This is a genomic window from Polaribacter sp. HaHaR_3_91 (genome assembly GCF_019278525.1).
Lineage (GTDB): Bacteria > Bacteroidota > Bacteroidia > Flavobacteriales > Flavobacteriaceae > Polaribacter.
Genome location: NZ_CP058986.1, coordinates 168,369 through 187,901 on the forward strand (window position 1 = coordinate 168,369; position 19,533 = coordinate 187,901).

A 19,533-nucleotide genomic window follows, 5' to 3' on the forward strand; every position below is an offset into this window, starting at 1 on the left:
AAATAATTACTAAATACCCTATCTTTACATATAAACAATTTATTAACTAAATAAAAAATAAACTATGATATCAACTACTATTATTATACCTATTGTTATAATTGCACTTGTCTTATTTTCATCATTTTTTATGGTGAAGCAACAAACAGCTGCCATTATAGAACGTTTTGGAAAATTTCATAGCATTAAACAATCTGGACTTAAATTAAAGATTCCTTTTGTTGATAAAATTGCTGGAAAATTGAGTTTAAAAATCCAACAATTAGATGTTATTATTGAAACAAAAACCTTAGATGATGTTTTTGTAAAATTAAAAGTTTCTGTACAATATAAAGTAATCACAGAAAAAGTATATGACGCTTTTTATAAATTAGATTATCCGCATGATCAAATTACAAGTTACGTATTTGATGTGGTAAGAGCAGAAGTACCAAAAATGAAATTAGATGATGTTTTTGTGAAAAAAAATGACATTGCTATTGCTGTAAAAACAGAATTAAATGATGCTATGTTAGATTATGGTTTCGATATTATTAGAACCCTTGTAACAGACATTGATCCAGATGCACAAGTAAAGATAGCAATGAACAGAATTAATGCTGCAGATAGAGAGAAAACAGCTGCACAATATGAAGGAGATGCCCAACGTATCTTAATTGTAGAAAAAGCAAAAGCAGAAGCAGAAAGTAAACGTTTACAAGGACAAGGTATTGCAGACCAAAGACGTGAAATTGCACGTGGTTTAGAAGAGTCTGTAGACGTTTTAAATAGAGTTGGTATAAATAGCCAAGAAGCATCTGCATTAATCGTTGTAACGCAACATTATGATACTTTACAATCTATTGGTAGTGAAACGAACAGTAATTTAATATTATTACCAAATTCTCCACAAGCAGGTAGCCAAATGTTAAATGATATGGTAGCAAGTTTTACTGCAAGTAACCAAATTGGTGAAGCAATGAAAAATGCAAAACCTAAAAAATTAGATAAATAAGTAAAAACATTTTAACTTCATCTTTTGTTACTATAATAAAAGATGAAGTAACCTTATAAAAAATTACAAGAAATGATAGTAACAACAACTCCCACCATAGAAAACAGGCCTGCAACTCAATATTTAGGTATAGTAACAGGAGAAACCATTATTGGCGCTAATTTTATTAAAGATTTCTTTGCAGGAATTAGAGACATAGTTGGTGGACGTTCTGGTTCTTATGAAAAAGTTTTAAGAGAAGCTAAAGATTCTGCTTTAAAAGAAATGCAAGAAATGGCAAATTCTTTAGGTGCAGAAGCAATTGTTGGTGTAGATTTAGATTATGAAACTGTTGGTAAAAATGGAGGAATGTTAATGGTTACAGCCTCTGGAACAGCAGTAAAATTATAGTAAAATAGCTACTTTTTAATGATCATAAGCTTAATAAAATTTTTAATAGAATATTTTATTAAGTTTTTTTTTTCCTAAATTTGAATGCACATTGTATTCGTAAAAAAATATTAAAGATTTTCTAACGATAAATTATCACTTTTAATAAAAAAAAATAGTTTAACTTACTTCATAATATAATTATCTTAAATTTCGTTTAGTTTGAAAAATAGATAGATCCTTTTTGAATAAGAACAATAGATTCTTGTTAAAAAACTTATAAATAAATATTATTTTTAAAGTTTATATATAAAATATTTTTTTTCTATGAAAAAAATTAGAAAATGGCTTTCTATGCCCTATTACTTTAATCCATCCATAAAAATTAAACTAAAAATTAGTTTTTCTCTTGGGTTATTCATCTTTATATTTTTATATATTTTTAGACCTTTTTATTTGAATCTATTTGAAGTTATTCTTTTAGAATATACTTTAGCTATAGGTATAACTGCCTTTATATCTGCTTTTATTATTCTATATGTACCACCACTTATTTTTAAGGATTATTTTAACGAAGATAAATGGACTATTGGTAGAAATCTATTTTTAATAGTGGTAAGTATTACAATAATTGGAACTATTGTTTGGTATTTTAGTGATTTATATACAAGACCTTATCACCTAAGAAGGTTTAGTCTTTTAGAATTTCTTTTCTATACATTTTTAATTAGCTTAATTCCATTAACCTTTTTTCTTTTTATTAATGAAAAAAATATACGTGAAAGAAGAGAAAAAAAGGTATTAGAAATTAAAGAAATAAAAAAAGAAAAAGAAATTTCTAAAAAACTAGCCAGTGAAATTTCTATTACTTCTGATAATGGAAAAGAAACTATTACTTTTAAAATAAAAAATTTGGTGTATATAACTTCTCAAGGAAACTATGCTAGTTTCTTTTTGTTACATAATAATAATCTAAAAGAAAAAATATTAAGAGTTACATTAACAAAAATAACTAAAGAATTAGAAGAGTATACTAATATTATTAGATGTCATAAAAGTTATATTGTAAATGTGAATTATATTACTGATATTTCTGGAAATGCACGAGGTTATTTATTAGGTTCAAAATTAATACCAATAGTTATTCCAGTATCTAGAAGTTTTTCTAAACAATCTTTACAAAGTTTGATACAATAAACCTTCCCATTTATCCCAAATACTGCAAAAATCTTCCTGTTTATAACAAATTTTTAATAATTTCGATTAAGATATATATATTTGTCTCAAGAAAAATGATTAAAAATATTGGGGGATTTTTTTAATTCATATACTAAAAAGCTCAACTTGTTTTATACAAATTGAGCTTTTTTTATGTTTTAAAAAGAATAATAAAGTATTATTTTTTCTCCTCTAATTTTTCTTCTGGTTCTTCTTTAGCAGCGTTTTTAAACTCTTTAATTCCGCTTCCTAAACCTTTCATTAATTCTGGAATCTTCTTACCACCAAATAATAGTAAAACTACTACCACAATAATAATTAGTTGTGGACCACCAATGAACATAAAATTTGTTGCTAAACTATACATGTTTTCTTTTATTTAATAGCACAAATATACAAAAAAGGTAATAACACTAACCTTTGTTAATTCCTTTTTTGAATAATTCCACCAATTACTTTTTTATCTTTAACAACCTCTGGATCTCCCTTGTAAAATATAGATCCCCCAAAGCTTACTTTAGCACTTAAAGTTTTACCTGCTAAAACTTCTGCTTTAGCTCCTGTACCTGCAAAAACATTAGAATTACTAATTACTTGCATGTCAAAACCATTATAAATACCATATAAGTCTACATCTACTTCTTGGTTATCTGCAGTACCAGTTAATTTTATAATTCCGCCAGATGATGTTTTAACAGTTAAATATTTAACCTCTGTTGTTAAATTAATAAAAGCTCTTTCTTGTGCGTTTACTTCTAATTTGTCTTGATTTACATCTTTACCGGTTACCGTTGCACCTTCGTTAGCATCAATAATAGCTATATTTTTGTTATAATATAGTTTAACTAATACTTGACCATCTGCAGCATTGTTTTCTGGTTTTAATGAAAAGGGTAATGATATTTTTAAGATGTTATTTACATTCTTAATTTTTACCATTTCAGATTTTTCTCCAGTAATTTCTAATTTTTGCTCTGCAGATTTTATCAACTCTAATTCTATACCATTATAGACTTTTAACTCAGAATAATCTCCTAAATTTTTAGTTACAGTTGTTTGTGCAATTGTTACAGAACTTAACAGTATAGCACAGATATATATTATATTTTTCATTATTTAAAAATTTTGATTACTATATTTAATTCAACAATTATACCACTATAAAGACTTTTTATCTTTTTTATTGTCACAAAAATAAAAAAGATAAAAATCTTAAAGTATTAAAATTTAGTTAATGAATTTTAAATCAATCACATACCATTAAAATATTAAGCTTCTATTAAAGCAAAATCTAAATGTTTTCTTTCTAAATCTGTATGTTTTACTCTTACTTTAACATCATCTCCTAACTGATATAGTTTTTTAGAAGCTTGACCTACTATAGCATATTGCTTTTCATCAAAAATATAATAATCACTTTTTATATCTCTAATTCTCACCATTCCTTCACATTTATTAGAAGAAATTTCTACATAAATACCCCATTCTGTAACTCCTGTAATAACACCTTCAAAAATTTCATCTTTATGATCTTGCATGTATTTTACTTGCATGTATTTAATAGATGATCTTTCTGCTTTAGAAGCTAATTCTTCTCTGTTTGATGAATGCTTACACTTTTCTTCATACTTATCTGCTTTTGGGCTATCTCCGCCATCTAAATAGTGTTGAAGTAATCTATGTGTCATTACATCTGGATAACGTCTAATAGGCGATGTAAAATGGCTATAATAATCAAAAGCCAATCCGTAATGCCCAATATTTTGAGTTGTATATACCGCTTTAGACATAGTTCTAATGGTTAAAGTCTCAATCATGTTAGATTCTGCTTTACCATGCACATCACTTAATAACTGATTTAAAGAATCTGAGGTAGATTTTTTGGTATCTGTATTAATTTTGTATCCAAATTTACGAACCATATTTTCTAAAGAAGCCAATTTTTCTACATCTGGCTCGTCATGAACCCTGTAAATAAATGTATTGTTGGTAGCTTTTCCTTTAGAAAAACCAATAAATTCAGCAACTTTTCTATTTGCTAACAACATAAATTCTTCAATTAATTTGTTAGCATCTTTAGATTCTTTAAAGAATACACCCACTGGGTTTGCTTCTTCATCTAAATTGAACTTCACTTCTACTCTATCAAAAGAAATTGCGCCTTGTTTCATTCTTTTTTTACGAAGAATTTTAGCCAATTCATCTAATTTTAAAGTAGCTTCTACAACTTCTGGAGCTACTACATAAGATTCATCTGTAATAGAAATATCTTCTGGCATAGTATAAGGTTGAACATCATCAGATAATTTAACATTTTCTATAATAGATTGTGCTTCTTCATAAGCAAAACGTTGATCTGAATATGTTACCGTTCTACCAAACCACTCGCCTACTACTTGTGCTTTTTTATTTAATTCAAACACTGCAGAAAATGTTAACTTTTCTTCATGTGGTCTTAAAGAACACACTCCGTTAGATAACATTTCTGGTAACATTGGTACTACTCTATCTACTAAATAAACAGATGTAGCTCTTTTATAAGCTTCATCGTCTAAAATTGTTTTTGGCTGTAAATAATGAGAAACATCGGCAATATGAATTCCTATTTCATAATTACCATTTTCTAATTTTGTGAATGATAATGCATCATCAAAATCTTTTGCATCTTTTGGATCTATCGTAAAAGTTAAATCTTTACGCATATCTCTACGCTTAGAAATTTCTTTTTCTGTAATTTCAATTGGTAAAGATTCTGCTTCTTTTTCAACCTCTGGTTCAAACTCATAAGGCAAACCATATTCTAATAAAATAGAATGCATTTCTGTATTATGATCTCCTGGTTTACCAAGAACGGTTGTAATTTTTCCAAAAGGATTTTTAGAGTTTTTAGGCCAATCTAACAAAGTAGCTTGTACCTTATCGCCATCTACTGCCCCATTCAACTTGCTCTCAGACACAAAAATATCTGCATACATTTTGTTGTTATCCGGTACTACAAAACCAAAATTTTTGGTTTTACTTTTTTGTAAAACACCTACAAATTCTGTTTTTGCACGTTCAATAATTTCTACAACATCTGCTTCGTATTTCTTTCCACTACGTCTTTTATAAACATACGCTTTTACAGTATCGTTATGTAAACCTTTACCCAAATTAATATTCGGAATAAAAATATCGTCTTCATAATCATCTGTTACAAAATATCCATTTCCGGTAGAAGTTACATCTAAAGTACCAATAGAATATTTTCTATCTACATTTATTTGAAACTTACCACGCTCTACTTCTTTTATTTCTTTGGTTGCAGCTAATTCTGCTAATTTCTTAATTATCTGGGTTCTACCATCTGTATCAGAAATCTTTAATTTTGCAGCAATTTGCTTATGATTATAAGATTTTTCGCTGTCTTGTTTTAATACTTTAAATATATTTCTGGTTAAGTCTTTTACAACGTTCCCTTTCTTTTTATATATTTTTTTCTTCTTTTTTGTCATTAATTCTTACTTCTTATTATATGATACTAAATTACAATTATTTACTGTGATTGGCTATTAAAAAATGGTTATCAATCTAAAATTGTAATTTGGCATTACTTTAATTATTATTTTTATGTCTACATCTTGGTTTATAATTGCAAATCCTATTTCTGGAAATCGGAATTTTTCTAAACAATGGAAGGAAATTCAACAATTATTAAACAATAAAAAAATAGACTTTTCTTTTGCTTTTACAAAATTTTCTAAACACGAAATTGAATTGGTTGATACCGCAATTCAACAAGGTTTTAGAAATATTATTTCGATTGGTGGAGATGGAACACTACATAACGTAGTTAACGGAATAATGACGCAAAGGTACGCAAAAACTTCTGATATAACTATTGCTGTAATTCCACAGGGAACTGGTAACGATTGGATAAAGACTTATAACATACCTAATAGCGTTAAAAAAGCGATTGAAATTATTCATAAAAAGAATATTATTTTACAAGATATTGGTGTTTTAAAAACTGATAATAGAACTGTTTTTTTTAATAATGTAGCTGGTTTAGGGTATGATGGTTACATTGTTAATAAACTAAAAACTTTAAAAAGTTTTGGCTCTTTAGCTTATATATTAAGCGGAATAGCTGGTTTATTACTTTATAAAAAAACAGTGTTTAAAATTATTTTTGATGATAAAATTCTAGAAACTAATTGTTTAATGACCGTTTTTGGTATTTGTAAATTTTCTGGTGGTGGAATGCAGTTTACAAAAAATGTAAATAGCACAGATGGTTTATTAGATATTACCATAGCTAAAAACCTGACTATCTTAGATTTAATTTTAAATTTACCTAAATTATATTCTGGTAAAATTGTAGATCATAAAAAACTAGAAACGTATAAAACTAAAGCAATTAGAGTGGTTCCAAAAACAGCAAAACCTTTTATTCAGGCTGATGGTGAGATAATTGGAACTGGAGAAGTACATGTAAAAATTATTGAAAAGGCTATAAATTTTGTAGTGAACTAATTAAAAATCAACTTTATAATTTCTATCTAGCTTATATTTTAAGAAAAAAAACATTAAAGACAAAATGCTCTTTTGTTTTTATAAAAGGTAACACAACTTTAAAATATTAAAAATACTTTTATTCTCAATAAACAGAAAAATAAAGAGTCTAATAAAAGTTAAGTCAATTTCTTCTCCTTTTTCTTTTCGCTTTCCTCCTATTTCATTTTTTCGTTTTCAACAGTTATAAACATTCTTTATTATAATTATATTTTCTTTTTAAATTTAAAAAAAACAATAATGGTTATAATAGTGTGTGAATAGCTACTATAAAAAAATGTCTTTTTATTTTTTAATTTCAGTTATTAAAAATCATTGACAAGTTATGAGTTACTTAAAAGCTTATAAATCAATTTAAAATTAGAGTTATTAACAATAGTTATAAACAGTAGTTAACCTAAAACTCTTAATAGTTAATAACCAAATTGATGTAAACAAATGGTTAATTTTATGTTGATAAACTTTTATCAAAAACTCATAAATAAAGTTGTGTATGTGGTAGTGCTCGCTGTATTATAATTTTAATTCAATATACCAAATTTACTTGTAAAACTTTACCGATACTTCTTAACAATTACCTAACATAGCTAAAGAGTTAAAAATTAAAAGGTTATTAAAAAAGCTAATTTTTTGATTGTTTATAACTGTTGATAACCGTTAGTTTCTGTATTTTTGTTGCTACAACACAATTAAAATCAATTTATTATGACAATTGCCATTGGTAACGATCACGCAGGTACAGAATACAAATTCGAAATTATAAAACATTTAGAAGAAAAAGGATATAAAGTTCTAAATTTTGGAACCAATACAAACGATTCTATGGATTACCCAGATGCCATTCATCCAACAGCAGATGCTGTAGAAAGTGGTAAAGCAACTATGGGTATTATTTTGTGTGGTTCTGGCAATGGAGCACAAATGACCGCTAATAAACACCAAGGTATTAGAGCTGCTTTGTGTTGGAATAATGAATTAGTTGCATTAACAAGACAACATAATAATGCAAACGTTCTTACAATCCCTGCACGTTTTGTGTCTTTACAACAAGCTATTGGTTTTGTAGATATTTTTCTTTCTACAGAGTTTGAAGGTGGTAGACATGGAGATAGAGTTCAAAAAATTTCTTGTGCCGGATAAATAACTTTCTGTTACAAAATTTAAAAAATAAAATTTCACTCGAAGTAACAATGTGTTGATAACTGTTGTTTTTTGAGTGATTTTGTTTTTTTAGTAAAATTATACAGAGAATATAAAGATTTTAAAATGATGAATTTTCAAATAAAAACCTTTCAAGAGTTAAATACAACAGAACTTTATAAGATACTTCAATTACGATCTGAAGTTTTTGTGGTAGAACAAGATTGTGTATATCAAGATGTAGATTTTAAAGATCAAAAAGCATTACATGTTTTTTGTTTAAAAGATGATAAAATTATTGCTTATACACGTATTTTTAAACCAGGAGTTTATTTTAAAAATGCTAGTATTGGTAGGGTAGTAGTTGCTGCTAACGAACGTAAATATGGTTTTGGACATGATTTAATGAAAGTTTCTATAGAAGCAATAAAAACTCATTTTAAGGTTGATAAAATTACTATTTCTGCGCAAAAATATTTAAAGAAATTTTATGAAACGCATCAATTTATTCAAGTAGGCGAGGAGTATTTAGAAGATGGTATTCCGCATATTAGAATGGATAGAGAATAATTGTTTTTTAACACGATTTAATCAAATTTTAGGTAAATTATTTTCTTTTAAAAGTTGATTCTAAAGCTTAAATTAGGAGTAAAAGGCAAAGAATAATTGTTTACTCTATTTACATTGTTTTTACTAGTTTCATCTACAATATAATAAGAATCTATAATGTTTTCCTTATTCGTTAAATTAGTAAAACCTAGACGAATAGTGGATTTTATAACATCAGAAAAATCAAAATTATAGCTTCCAGAAAGATCTAATCTAAAGAAATTATCTAGCTTTTCTTGGTTAGGATTGTTATAATTTACAATAGTTCTGTTACCACTTTTTATGGTTTCATTTCCATCAATAGGTGTTGTATAAGGTTTACCAGAACGTAAAACTCCACCAAAAGAAATTTTAAAAAATTCAGTAAAATTATAGTTAAATGCTGCACTTAAAGAATGTGTAATATCTAAGCTATTAGAAAATGTTGTAGGATTAAAAATATCGAATGTATAATCGTTTTTAGCGTACGTATAACTTAACCAAGTACTAATTTTTTCAGTTTGTTTATTCACTAAAAACTCAACCCCTTTTACTTTATAATTTCCTATAGAATTTACGGCTTGTGTATTGTTATAAAAGCCTTGGTTTACAGCTGTAATTCCATCTGCTTTTTTATAAAAACCAGTAATATCTACATATAATTTATTTTTAGAATATGCTGCTCCAAAAGAAGCCTGTTTACTTTTTATAATAGGAGTATTTTCATCATCAGAAAGAATCCATCTTCGTTTTTCTATTCCTAAAAAATTATCTTCAAAATCTATTTTTTGTGCTGTTGTTTGGTTTTTTAATTCGCCTTCTAATTTTACAGATAATTCTGTATTTAATTGCTGTCGGATGTTAATTCTAGGTTCTATAACAAATTTTGTAAACTGATCAAAGTAGTTTGCCCGAACTCCAAATCTTGCATAAGTATTTTTTTTATGATACTCTATTTCAGTATAAAAGGCACTTTTTAACAACACATTTTTGTCTGTTTTAGAAAATGTAGGTGCATTTACAGTTGTGGTATTTTTTACACCTATTTCATTTATTACCAATCCATTAGTGAAATGTAAAACATCAGAAATCTCATATTTAGAATCTAACTTTACTTCCGTTTCTAACACATTATTAAACTGCGTTTGATATTGATCTGAATCTTTATTATAATCTGTAGAATTTATTCTATAATCTGAAAAAAAGAAAGATAAGTTGGTAGAAAATTTAGCATCCCAATTTGCATGCCAGTTGATATTTGCTCCTAAATTTTCTTGTTTTAAAGAACTATTTTCTTCAATTGTTGTAGTATTAGTAGTGTATTTTTCTTGATAGTCTAAATTGTTTTTTATATGAATAAAATTGGCTCTAATAGTATGATTGTAGCTAACATCATATAAAACTTTAAAGGAGTAATCGTAGAAATAAAATTTAGAATCAGCGTTATTAATAGTGCTTGATGAAATAGAATTATCTTGAAAACTGCGTGAGAAATAATTTTTATAAGTTGGAGTGTTAATAACATCTGTAAACGACCTTCTTGCAGAAATATGAGCTTCTAAATTCTTTTTTATAGGAACTTGTACAAAAGCATCTGCACTTAACAAATTAAATCCACCACCACCAGAAAGTTTATTTGTAATTTCATTAGATGTTTCCATATTTATAGTTGAAGAAACCCCGTCTGAAAATGCACTACTTGTTCCGTTTTTAGTAACAGATATTTTTTTTGTTAAATACGGGTTATAAGCAGAAATAAGCCCAAAAAAATGACCTGAATGATACATTTTTATACCATCCCAAAGCATTAAATTTTGGTCATTTGTACCACCTCTTACATTAATATTAGAAATACTTTCGTTTATACTTTCTATACCTGGTAGAATTTTAATTGTTTTTAAAATATCGGGTTCTATTAAACCTGGTAAAATTCCAAATTTTTCTGTGTCTAAAACTGTACTACCATCAGTATTTTTATGCAAACCAGCGGTTAAAAACTTAGGCATTATAATTTCTGATAATTCTTCTGTTTCTTCTTCTAAAAAAACTTCTTTACAGTTAGAAGAAAACAATTCTTTTGCGGTAATAATTTTTGTTTTAAAACTGATAAAAGAAATTGTTAAAGTAGCGTTAGCCGGTACATTTTTTAAGTTAAAATTACCGTTATTATTAGTGGTTGTTCCTAATTTATAACCATTTACTTTTACAGAAGTTAAAAATAAAGGTTCTAAGGAGTTAGCATCTAAAACGGTTCCGCAGACAGAAATGTATTTATTTAAAAATGAAACGGTTACATATCTATTGTCTAAGGTTTTAAATTGTAAAAAAGTTTCTTTATTTAAAAAAGAGAGTAGATTTTCTATAGAAATATCTTTTTTTGGTTGTTGTATAAAAATATTTTTTACATCATTATCAGAATAAGAAAATTTTATATCATAACTTTTTTCAAGCGCTAATAAAATTGATGCAAGTGGCTTTTTCTCTGAAGAATTTTGAGAAAATACAAGACTATTAGTCAGTATAAAACTGATAAAAAAAAGAAGATACTTATTTCTCATAATTAAAGATAGTAATTTTTTTACCATCAATTTTATAAGATAACTGTAACGGAATTGTAACAGATTTTAAAGCAATATCTATATCTGTATGTGTAAAACCACCAGAATATAAAATATCTAAATCTACATTTGTAGTTTCGATAGTATACCCAAACTGATTTTCTATTTCTTCTAAAATAAAACGCAAAGCTGTACTTTTAAAATTAGATTCTTTTTGCAACCAAGATTTCTCTTTAATATTAAAAGTATTGTTAATATCTACCACGCCATTTACTACTTTAAAAATGGATCCTCTAGGTAATTTAATCAAGCTATCTTTATAGACAACACTTACCAAACCTTCAAAGGTTTTTACTTCAAAATAATTATCTCTTTCCTTTACATTAAATTGTGTTCCAAGTACAGTAACCTTACCAACTTCTGTATTTACAGTAAACTTTTCTCCTTTTTGTACTTTAAAAAATGCTTCTCCGTCTAAGGTTAAATTTCTGTTTTCTTGCCAACTATCTTTCGCATAAGAAATTTCTGAATTTGCGTTTAATACTACCTCAGAATTATCTGGTAAATTAAAGTTTTTTGTTTCTGCAAAGGCTGTTTTATAAATAGCATTATCAGTATTATTAGAGAGAAAAAAATAAGAAGTTGTTAGTAAGACAACCACTGCTGCTGCATATTTATAGAGTTTTTTATAATTAAAAGGAATAACTTTTCCTTTTTTAGAGGTATTTTCAGTTTTTAATTTAAAATCTGCCAGGGCTTTTTCTACATCAACTTTAGGAGCATCTATTTGAGATGAATAATGTGCTATTTTTTCTAAAGTATTAAAATCTTTTGTTTCTTTTAAATGCGTTAGTTCTTCATCAGAAATTTCTCTGTTTAGCCATTTTAATATGTCTTTTTCTTTTTTCATTATATTGTACTTCTATATATAAAACAACTAATCAGTAGTTTACCCTACCTTAAATTGATATTAAATTCCGTCTATTTTAGTTCTTAACTTTTTTAATGCTGATGACATTCGTTTCTCTACTGCTTTTTGAGATATTTCTAACGTTTCTGCAATTTCTCTGTATTTTTTTCCATCAATCCTATTCATCAAAAAAACTTCACGATCTCCTTCTGTTAAACCTGCAATAGCATTTTTTAGTTTGTTTTTAAACTCTTCTTCTTCTAATAAATAATCTGGACTTTGGTTATTAACATCTAAATAAGGACTGCTTTTAGCATACTCAAAAACTACTTTTTGATGTTTTACTTTATTTAGAAAAAGATTGTTAATAACTGTAAATAAGTACGACTTGGCTTTTGTAAAATCTATTTTAGAACAATGTTCCCATATTTTTATAAAGGCTTCTTGTGCTAAATCTAAAGAGGCATTTTTATCACCAGATTTATAATAAGCAAAATTACTTGCAGACTGAATATGAGAAGTATAAAACTCATTAAAATTGATTTCATCACAAAGAGATTTATCAGTCATATTAAGGGGATTAAATAAAAAATATCATTTTTTTTGAGGACAAAGGTAGGGTAAATAAATGTTTAGTTGTTTTACTTACAGGACAGCAATAATATAGCTATTCAAAAAATAAGTAAGATAAATAGTTACTGTTGTCTTACTTATAAATACAAAAAACAAAAAATATCAAAATTTATTATTATGAAATCATTAAAATTATTTACGGCAATTGCTTTAACTGCAATATTAGGTTTTACATCTTGTCAGTCTGATGAAAGTGAACAAGTAGGTACAAACCCAAACACAAATTCATCTACATCTCCAACAGCTTCTAATTATGAAAGAGCTGCTAAAAATAATGGTTCTGAAGATGATTTTTTAGACGGAAACGCATGTACTGAGTTGTTATTTCCATTAACAGCAACTGTAAACGGAAAACAAATTACGCTTATAAGTAAATTAGATTTCTCTACAGTTTTAAACATTATGGGAGAGTTTAATGATGATAGTGACGCTGTAACTTTTAATTTTCCTATTCGTGTAAAAACGAGTAATTATACAGAGGTAACTGTAAATAACCAAGCAGAATTAGATGCTTTAATGGAAGAATGTGAGCAAGCAGAAGAAGATGGAAAAGATGCTATTTCTTGTATAGATATCAATTTTCCTATAACCATGTTAACTTATAGTATAAGTTTAGAACAAACAGGAACAGTGGTTCTACAATCACAAGAACAATTGTATACGTTTATGACAGATTTACAATCTGATGAGTTATTTGCGGTAAATTATCCAATAAATGTAACCTTAAGTAACGGTACTTCAACAGAAATTAATAGTGATACAGAATTTCAAAATGCGGTTTCAGAATGTGTACAATATGAAGAAGAAAAAGACGAGGCAAAAGAAACTGCAGTAGAAGTAGAGGCTATTTTAACAGGAACTAAATTTAAAGTAGAATCATTTGTTACAGCAGGTGTAGATACTGCAAATGAGTATGCAGATTGGTCTATAGAATTTACAAACGATTTAAAAGTAGTAGCCAAAGATGTAGTAAATGCAACGTTAAATGAAGTTGAAGGAACCTATACAGTAAGTTCTGAAATAGATGCTTTTGTAACTATCGATTTTGCAAGCAATACAGCAGTAAGTGCATTAGGTAATGATTGGGTTGTCACTAATTATAGCAGTGCATTAATTACTTTAAAAAGTAAAACTGATGCTTCTGTAACTTTAGCTTTTAAGAAGATTTAAAAGATTATTAAGTAATAAATATAGTTAGTTGATGATAACTTTGCAGCTATTGCCCCTATACCCCTAAAGTAATAGCTGTAAAGTTTTAATAAAATCAGAATGAAAAATATTCTTTTAAAAGTAATTCTAGTTTGCAGTATTTTATTTTCTTGTTCTTCTAAAGAAGACGAAATAATAGATAGTGAAACAGGTAACTTAATAAATGTAAGTACAAACAGACAAATAACAGGTTCTTCTGCAAACGATTTACTTTCTGGAGGTATTTTTAAAAAAATGATTGTTGAAATTGCATATATAGAAGGTTTTAAACCCTCTGAAACAGCTATAAATAATTTTAAAAATTTTATTACGAATAGAACTAATAAACCGGAAGGAGTAACCTATATAACTCAAGAAATTTCTTTTACAGATAAAGAAGCATATACTTTAGAAGAAGTAGTAGCTTTAGAAAAAGAGCATAGAACTAAATACAGTTCAGATACAACTATTGCTGTTTGGGTATTATTTGTAAACGGAAAATCTTCTAAAGATACTAGTTCTAGTGCTATTTTGGGCGCAGCATATTGGAACACTTCTTTTGTAATTTACGAAGAAACACTTCATGGTTTAAGTAATGGTGCTTTTGAACCTGAAAGGAGTTTATTAGAGTCCTCAGTAATTAATCATGAATTTGGCCATCTTTTAGGTTTAACAAATTTAGGAAGTGAATTACAAAGTAATCATGAAGATACAGAGCATCCAAAACACTGTAACGAAGAAGATTGTTTAATGTATTGGGCAGCAGAAACAAGCCAAGGAATAGGCAATATGCTTTCTGGCGGAAAAGTACCAACATTAGACGCACAATGTTTAGAAGATTTAAAAGCCAATGGTGGAAAATAATTTTAAAAATAGAAAAATGAAAACAATATATATTACAATGGCATTAATGATTACAAGTGTATTATCATTAAATGCGCAAGACAGTAAAAATAAAGCAACAGCAGGTATTAAAGGAGGATATAATATGTCTTCTGTAAGTTTTGATGGTAGTTCGGAAACAGATAGATTACATGGATATCATATTGGTATATATGGGGAATCTTTTATAGGTAAATTTATTTCTATTCAACCAGAAATTTTGTACTCTAAGCAAGGTTATAAAATTATAGATGGATCTAGTACGTATACCCAAAAACTAGACTATATAAATGTGCCATTAATGCTAAAATTATACCCTGTAAAAAGTTTCTTTTTAGAAGCAGGACCTCAAATAGGTTTTTCAATATCACATAAAGAAACCTTCGATTCTGGTTTTATTTTATATGATACAGAAAAAGAATTTGAACCTAATAATTTTGATTGGGGAGTGAATGTAGGAGCTGGTTTTAAAAGTGATTCAGGCGTTAGTTTAGGAGTTAGATACCATTTAGGTCAAAATGATATTTATGATGAAGACAAGCCTAAAAATAGAGTTTGGCAACTTTATGTAGGATTCGATTTTTAAACACAAATTTTAAATATAAAAAAGGGAGATAAATTAATTTTTATCTCCCTTTTTTGTCATTTTGTAAATTAAGTAACCAAAACCCACTACAAAATGTAGAATAATTACAGCAGCTACTATATATAAAGTGGTGTTAGAATTGTTCATAACGTAAAAATAGAAATATAAAAGTTGTTTTTTTGTGATAAATGTTACATTAAATTATCAACTTCTTTTACTTCACTAATTTTTAAATTACCTAATTCTATTTTACCAATTCGCACACGAATTAAACGTAAGGTTGGTAAGCCTACTGCAGCCGTCATTTTACGTACTTGTCTAAATTTTCCTTCTGTAATAATAATAGAAACCCAACTTGTTGGTCCATGTCTTTCATCTCTAATTTTCATGCTTCTAAGCGGAAATTTAGGATCGTCTATTATAAAAGCTTTACCAGGTTTTGTTATGTATTTTTTGCCATTAAAACCAATTTCTACACCGGTTTGTAATTGCTCAATTTCTTTTTGGGTAATAATACCATCAACTTGTACGTAATATTCTTTTTCGTATTTATGAGATCTAATTTCTGCCGATACTTTACCATCAGTTGTTAATAAAAGCAATCCTTCAGACGGCACGTCTAAACGACCAATTGCCATCGTTCCTGCAGGGAAATCATGTAAATCACCTAATAACTTTTTCTTCCGCTTTGCGGGATTTACAAACTGAGAAATCATTCCCCAAGGTTTGTGAATTATAAAATGACGGTGTTTTTTTATCAATTTATTAGTTTTTTAAAGAAGATAAAAACGCATTAAAAGAAGCCCAATACGTTTCATTACCTTCTGTAGTCTTCCAAAGTGCTCTAGAACCATGGATTCCTTTTACTTCTGGTATAAAATGCGTTAAATAACTAGAATCTACTTTATTTACTAATGTTTTAACGGCAGCACTTTCACTTAAAGAAGAAGTAACAAAAACAGGTTTTTTATAAGAACTAATACTTTTATTAATGTCAATTCCTTTAAAATATTCACCAGGACTAAATGCAACAACGGCTTTAATTTTAGAATTATCTACGCCCATTAAAAGTGCTAAAGAAGAAGAGTAAGAACTACCAACTAATATAATTTTTTGTCCGCCATTTTGGTTGTATATATAATCTATAGCAGCTTCAATATCTTGTTTTGCATCTAAATAAGTATCTCCTAAATCTTTTGCTCGAGCAGCTATTGCTGTTTGATTATCTATATTATTAACCGTTTTACCAGAACGTTGGTCTATAGCCATAACAGCATAGCCCAATTTAGTTAATTCTATAGCAGAATCCTTGTATTCTCCTCTACTATAACCTGCCTGATGACATAATAAAACAGTAATTGGTGTCTCTTTATTTTTAAAAATATCTGCAGTAATTGGTAAACTATCTTTAGAAGGAAAAGTTATCGTTGTCTTGATAAAACTTTTTTCTATTTCTTTTACAATGCTTTTATTATCTTTTTCTATGGTAGTTTTATTAGTAGGTTGTTTACAAGAAAAGACAAGTATAAGGCTAAGTATTAAGGTAAATTTCATTTTTTATTTTAGATTTTATTATTGTTGTTAAATTACTTTAATAGTTACAGAAAAACTATTTTCACCTTTAGAAATACTCATATTTTCTTCAGAAAACTTCTGATTTGTGTAAGATGTATATTGTGTAATAGGCTCAATACAAAGCATGTTATCAACTTCTGTCCATAACATAAAATTATGAAACCCTTTTGTAGTAATTTCTAAATCGTTTCTATCAATATTTTTTAAAATGATTTTATCAGCATTTAAAACCGGAAAAGCATTTGAACCAGCTTTATAAACATCTGCTAAAGTAATTTCTGTATCATTAGAAATTAAAGTTTCATTACCAGTATTAGATAGCATAAATGCCGGATGATACCCTAACATAAATGGCATTCCTTCATCAGAATTAATGATAAATTCTATGTTTAAAACATCATTTTCTAAGGTAAAATTCTTTTCGAAAGTAAAATCGAAAGGCCAAGAAAGATTTTCTTCTGTAGATTTTTTAGGAAACTTACTATTGTTAATAAGTGTATTCTTTTTGTATTTTTTGATGAATTTAGCTGAGTTTTCATCCGAAGAAACTAAAGAATATTCTAACTCACGCAACAAACCATGTTGATCTAGAATTGCATCTCCATTTTTGGTATGTACTCTAAAATTATTTTTAGAAGTTGGTCCAATAACCGGAAACATTTCATCATCAGAATTACGCCAACCTTTGTTTCCTTTTTGATGAATATATTCTTTATCATCTTTTTGAAAACTGATGATTTCCCCTTTTTCTATGTGAACTGTGCACTCTTTATTTTTTAAAAATACTTTAAAATTCATTGTTAGTAAGCTTTGTGTAAAAATAGAATAAATTTGACTGTTATTTTTTAGGAAACTAATTTAAGTTTTTTGTAACTTGTCGGACTTATTTAAAAATAAAACAAGCAAGATTAATGGCGACAGATAAAGAAAAAACAGCAAAGCTAAAAGCACTTCAACTTACTCTAGATAAGCTAGATAAGACTTATGGTAAAGGAGCTGTAATGAAATTAGGTGATGTAGTAACTGAAGATATAGATGCAATTTCATCTGGTTCTTTAGGGTTAGATTTGGCTTTAGGCGTTGGTGGTTATCCAAGAGGAAGAGTTATTGAAATCTATGGACCAGAATCTTCTGGTAAAACTACCTTAACATTACATGCAATTGCAGAGGCTCAAAAAGCAGGAGGAATTGCAGCGTTTATTGATGCAGAACACGCATTTGATAAATTTTACGCAGAAAATTTAGGAGTAGATATTGATAATTTAATTATTTCTCAACCAGATCATGGTGAGCAAGCTTTAGAAATTGCAGAAAACTTAATTCGTTCTGGTGCAATTGATATTGTGGTTATTGATTCTGTTGCAGCATTAACTCCAAAATCGGAGATTGAAGGAGAAATGGGAGATTCTAAAATGGGTTTACATGCTCGTTTAATGTCTCAAGCATTACGTAAATTAACAGGTACTATTTCTAAAACAAAATGTACCGTTATATTTATTAACCAATTACGTGAAAAAATTGGAGTTATGTTCGGTAATCCAGAAACTACAACGGGTGGTAACGCATTAAAATTTTATGCTTCTGTTCGTTTAGATATTAGAAGAAGAACACAAATTAAAGACGGAGACAAAGTTATTGGAAACAGTACCAAGGTTAAAGTTGTTAAAAATAAAGTAGCACCTCCTTTCCAAATTGCAGAATTTGATATTATGTATGGACAAGGAATTTCTAAAGTTGGTGAAATTTTAGATATTGGTGTAGAGTTAGGTATTGTTAAGAAAAGTGGTTCTTGGTTTAGTTACGGAGAAACAAAATTAGGGCAAGGTAGAGATGCTGTTAAAGGCTTAATTAAAGACAATCCTGAGTTAGCAGAAGAACTTGAAGGTAAAATAAAGATTGCTATTGAAAATCAAGAATAAATATTAAAAGTTCTAACTATTATTATTAAACTGCTATAGAAGTAATCAATCTATAGCAGTTTTCTTATTTTTAAAATGTTCTCTTTCTAATTTTATCTATTGTATTTAATAGAATAAGACTTTAAATGGTTTACTTAGAAAGCAACTTTACAATCCATAAGATTAAGTATAAACCTAATCCAACACCAGCGAATAAAAAGGCAACTACAAAGCCTATTCTAATATACTTTGCTTCTACATTTATTTTTGGACTTAACCAATCTGAAACACCTAAAATCATATTTTTATTTTTTGTTAGTTAATAAAGGTCATTAAGCTTCTAATATCACTAAAAGAAGATTCCTATTTTATATAGAAGACTTAATCATAAAGATATAATAAAAAAGCATTATTTAATAACAACACTTCAAATTATGTTT

Annotated in this window: 20 protein-coding genes; 10 read left to right on the forward strand and 10 right to left on the reverse strand. The window is 27.6% G+C overall.

The features are described 5' to 3' along the window. Positions 1–64 precede the first annotated feature (64 nt). The 3 genes from H0I27_RS00845 (at position 65) to H0I27_RS00855 (ending at position 2,560) form a co-directional block, all read left to right on the forward strand. Positions 65–994 carry an SPFH domain-containing protein gene (locus H0I27_RS00845; RefSeq protein WP_218732066.1) on the forward strand — a complete coding sequence of 310 codons (930 nt, stop codon included), beginning with the start codon at positions 65–67 and terminating at the stop codon, positions 992–994. Between the two features lie 72 nt (positions 995–1,066). Further along, positions 1,067–1,384 carry a heavy metal-binding domain-containing protein gene (locus H0I27_RS00850; protein ID WP_165731391.1) on the forward strand — a complete coding sequence of 106 codons (318 nt, stop codon included), beginning with the start codon at positions 1,067–1,069 and terminating at the stop codon, positions 1,382–1,384. Positions 1,385–1,690: 306 nt separating this feature from the next. Beyond that, a complete protein-coding gene (locus H0I27_RS00855) occupies positions 1,691–2,560 on the forward strand; it encodes a LytTR family DNA-binding domain-containing protein (protein ID WP_218732067.1) in 870 nt (289 codons plus the stop codon). Between the two features lie 199 nt (positions 2,561–2,759). Here the strand turns inward: H0I27_RS00855 and tatA are convergent, their stop codons facing one another. The 3 genes from tatA to rnr all read right to left on the reverse strand — a co-directional run bounded on the left by tatA (position 2,760) and on the right by rnr (position 6,075). After that, complete coding sequence (tatA, locus tag H0I27_RS00860) at positions 2,760–2,948, reverse strand: twin-arginine translocase TatA/TatE family subunit (RefSeq protein ID WP_068447859.1); 189 nt, start codon at positions 2,946–2,948, stop codon at positions 2,760–2,762. A 56-nt stretch (positions 2,949–3,004) separates the two neighbouring features. Then, positions 3,005–3,694 (reverse strand): head GIN domain-containing protein, encoded by a 690-nt coding sequence (locus tag H0I27_RS00865; RefSeq protein ID WP_218732068.1) that lies wholly within the window; start codon positions 3,692–3,694, stop codon positions 3,005–3,007. 155 nt (positions 3,695–3,849) lie between these two features. Beyond that, a complete protein-coding gene (gene rnr, locus H0I27_RS00870) occupies positions 3,850–6,075 on the reverse strand; it encodes a ribonuclease R (protein WP_218732069.1) in 2,226 nt (741 codons plus the stop codon). Positions 6,076–6,190: 115 nt separating this feature from the next. On the opposite strand from rnr, the gene H0I27_RS00875 reads away from it, so the two are divergent. The 3 genes from H0I27_RS00875 to H0I27_RS00885 all read left to right on the forward strand — a co-directional run bounded on the left by H0I27_RS00875 (position 6,191) and on the right by H0I27_RS00885 (position 8,845). Next, positions 6,191–7,096, forward strand: coding sequence for a diacylglycerol kinase family protein (locus H0I27_RS00875; protein ID WP_218732070.1), 906 nt, complete (start codon positions 6,191–6,193; stop codon positions 7,094–7,096). A 744-nt stretch (positions 7,097–7,840) separates the two neighbouring features. Continuing rightward, a complete protein-coding gene (gene rpiB / locus H0I27_RS00880; protein ID WP_218732071.1) occupies positions 7,841–8,275 on the forward strand; it encodes a ribose 5-phosphate isomerase B in 435 nt (144 codons plus the stop codon). 129 nt (positions 8,276–8,404) lie between these two features. Beyond that, positions 8,405–8,845 carry a GNAT family N-acetyltransferase gene (locus tag H0I27_RS00885; RefSeq protein WP_218733724.1) on the forward strand — a complete coding sequence of 147 codons (441 nt, stop codon included), beginning with the start codon at positions 8,405–8,407 and terminating at the stop codon, positions 8,843–8,845. A 47-nt stretch (positions 8,846–8,892) separates the two neighbouring features. On the opposite strand, the gene H0I27_RS00890 is transcribed toward H0I27_RS00885, so the two are convergent. Genes H0I27_RS00890 through H0I27_RS00900 form a run of 3 tightly spaced genes read right to left on the reverse strand, consistent with a single transcriptional unit; the run spans position 8,893 to position 12,901 of the window. Beyond that, the gene (locus H0I27_RS00890) at positions 8,893–11,421 is read right to left on the reverse strand and encodes a TonB-dependent siderophore receptor (protein WP_254713117.1); all 2,529 of its coding nucleotides are present in this window, start codon (positions 11,419–11,421) and stop codon (positions 8,893–8,895) included. Continuing rightward, a complete protein-coding gene (locus H0I27_RS00895; RefSeq protein ID WP_218732073.1) occupies positions 11,411–12,331 on the reverse strand; it encodes a FecR family protein in 921 nt (306 codons plus the stop codon). Before H0I27_RS00895 ends, H0I27_RS00890 begins: the two co-directional genes overlap by 11 nt. A gap of 60 nt (positions 12,332–12,391) precedes the next feature. After that, positions 12,392–12,901 carry an RNA polymerase sigma factor gene (locus H0I27_RS00900; protein ID WP_218732074.1) on the reverse strand — a complete coding sequence of 170 codons (510 nt, stop codon included), beginning with the start codon at positions 12,899–12,901 and terminating at the stop codon, positions 12,392–12,394. A gap of 180 nt (positions 12,902–13,081) precedes the next feature. Between H0I27_RS00900 and H0I27_RS00905 the strand changes: the two genes are divergently transcribed. From H0I27_RS00905 to H0I27_RS00915, 3 genes are all read left to right on the forward strand, one after another. Then, the gene (locus H0I27_RS00905; protein WP_218732075.1) at positions 13,082–14,134 is read left to right on the forward strand and encodes a hypothetical protein; all 1,053 of its coding nucleotides are present in this window, start codon (positions 13,082–13,084) and stop codon (positions 14,132–14,134) included. 99 nt (positions 14,135–14,233) lie between these two features. After that, positions 14,234–15,016: a membrane metalloprotease gene (locus tag H0I27_RS00910; protein WP_218732076.1), complete on the forward strand. Its 783-nt coding sequence runs from the start codon at positions 14,234–14,236 to the stop codon at positions 15,014–15,016. 16 nt (positions 15,017–15,032) lie between these two features. Beyond that, on the forward strand, positions 15,033–15,620 hold the full coding sequence (locus H0I27_RS00915) for a porin family protein (RefSeq protein WP_218732077.1): 588 nt from the start codon (positions 15,033–15,035) through the stop codon (positions 15,618–15,620). 191 nt (positions 15,621–15,811) lie between these two features. On the opposite strand, the gene H0I27_RS00920 is transcribed toward H0I27_RS00915, so the two are convergent. The 3 genes from H0I27_RS00920 to H0I27_RS00930 are packed head-to-tail and all read right to left on the reverse strand — an operon-like array spanning position 15,812 to position 17,993. Next, a complete protein-coding gene (locus tag H0I27_RS00920; protein ID WP_254713177.1) occupies positions 15,812–16,336 on the reverse strand; it encodes a pseudouridine synthase in 525 nt (174 codons plus the stop codon). Positions 16,337–16,385: 49 nt separating this feature from the next. Continuing rightward, complete coding sequence (locus H0I27_RS00925) at positions 16,386–17,174, reverse strand: alpha/beta hydrolase (protein ID WP_218732078.1); 789 nt, start codon at positions 17,172–17,174, stop codon at positions 16,386–16,388. Between the two features lie 27 nt (positions 17,175–17,201). Beyond that, a complete protein-coding gene (locus H0I27_RS00930) occupies positions 17,202–17,993 on the reverse strand; it encodes an aldose 1-epimerase (protein WP_218732079.1) in 792 nt (263 codons plus the stop codon). A 113-nt stretch (positions 17,994–18,106) separates the two neighbouring features. Between H0I27_RS00930 and recA the strand changes: the two genes are divergently transcribed. Then, positions 18,107–19,114: a recombinase RecA gene (gene recA / locus H0I27_RS00935; RefSeq protein ID WP_068447884.1), complete on the forward strand. Its 1,008-nt coding sequence runs from the start codon at positions 18,107–18,109 to the stop codon at positions 19,112–19,114. A 130-nt stretch (positions 19,115–19,244) separates the two neighbouring features. Here recA and H0I27_RS00940 read toward each other — a convergent pair whose 3' ends face one another. After that, positions 19,245–19,394: a PspC domain-containing protein gene (locus H0I27_RS00940; protein ID WP_165731376.1), complete on the reverse strand. Its 150-nt coding sequence runs from the start codon at positions 19,392–19,394 to the stop codon at positions 19,245–19,247. Positions 19,395–19,533: the final 139 nt, after the last annotated feature.

Coding starts and splice junctions, on each gene's coding strand:
- H0I27_RS00845 (WP_218732066.1), top strand. CDS start 65: ATGATATCAACTACTATTATTATACCTATTGTTATAATTGCACTTGTC.
- H0I27_RS00850 (WP_165731391.1), top strand. CDS start 1,067: ATGATAGTAACAACAACTCCCACCATAGAAAACAGGCCTGCAACTCAA.
- H0I27_RS00855 (WP_218732067.1), top strand. CDS start 1,691: ATGAAAAAAATTAGAAAATGGCTTTCTATGCCCTATTACTTTAATCCA.
- tatA (WP_068447859.1), bottom strand. CDS start 2,948: ATGTATAGTTTAGCAACAAATTTTATGTTCATTGGTGGTCCACAACTA.
- H0I27_RS00865 (WP_218732068.1), bottom strand. CDS start 3,694: ATGAAAAATATAATATATATCTGTGCTATACTGTTAAGTTCTGTAACA.
- rnr (WP_218732069.1), bottom strand. CDS start 6,075: ATGACAAAAAAGAAGAAAAAAATATATAAAAAGAAAGGGAACGTTGTA.
- H0I27_RS00875 (WP_218732070.1), top strand. CDS start 6,191: ATGTCTACATCTTGGTTTATAATTGCAAATCCTATTTCTGGAAATCGG.
- rpiB (WP_218732071.1), top strand. CDS start 7,841: ATGACAATTGCCATTGGTAACGATCACGCAGGTACAGAATACAAATTC.
- H0I27_RS00885 (WP_218733724.1), top strand. CDS start 8,405: ATGAATTTTCAAATAAAAACCTTTCAAGAGTTAAATACAACAGAACTT.
- H0I27_RS00890 (WP_254713117.1), bottom strand. CDS start 11,421: ATGAGAAATAAGTATCTTCTTTTTTTTATCAGTTTTATACTGACTAAT.
- H0I27_RS00895 (WP_218732073.1), bottom strand. CDS start 12,331: ATGAAAAAAGAAAAAGACATATTAAAATGGCTAAACAGAGAAATTTCT.
- H0I27_RS00900 (WP_218732074.1), bottom strand. CDS start 12,901: ATGACTGATAAATCTCTTTGTGATGAAATCAATTTTAATGAGTTTTAT.
- H0I27_RS00905 (WP_218732075.1), top strand. CDS start 13,082: ATGAAATCATTAAAATTATTTACGGCAATTGCTTTAACTGCAATATTA.
- H0I27_RS00910 (WP_218732076.1), top strand. CDS start 14,234: ATGAAAAATATTCTTTTAAAAGTAATTCTAGTTTGCAGTATTTTATTT.
- H0I27_RS00915 (WP_218732077.1), top strand. CDS start 15,033: ATGAAAACAATATATATTACAATGGCATTAATGATTACAAGTGTATTA.
- H0I27_RS00920 (WP_254713177.1), bottom strand. CDS start 16,336: ATGATTTCTCAGTTTGTAAATCCCGCAAAGCGGAAGAAAAAGTTATTA.
- H0I27_RS00925 (WP_218732078.1), bottom strand. CDS start 17,174: ATGAAATTTACCTTAATACTTAGCCTTATACTTGTCTTTTCTTGTAAA.
- H0I27_RS00930 (WP_218732079.1), bottom strand. CDS start 17,993: ATGAATTTTAAAGTATTTTTAAAAAATAAAGAGTGCACAGTTCACATA.
- recA (WP_068447884.1), top strand. CDS start 18,107: ATGGCGACAGATAAAGAAAAAACAGCAAAGCTAAAAGCACTTCAACTT.
- H0I27_RS00940 (WP_165731376.1), bottom strand. CDS start 19,394: ATGATTTTAGGTGTTTCAGATTGGTTAAGTCCAAAAATAAATGTAGAA.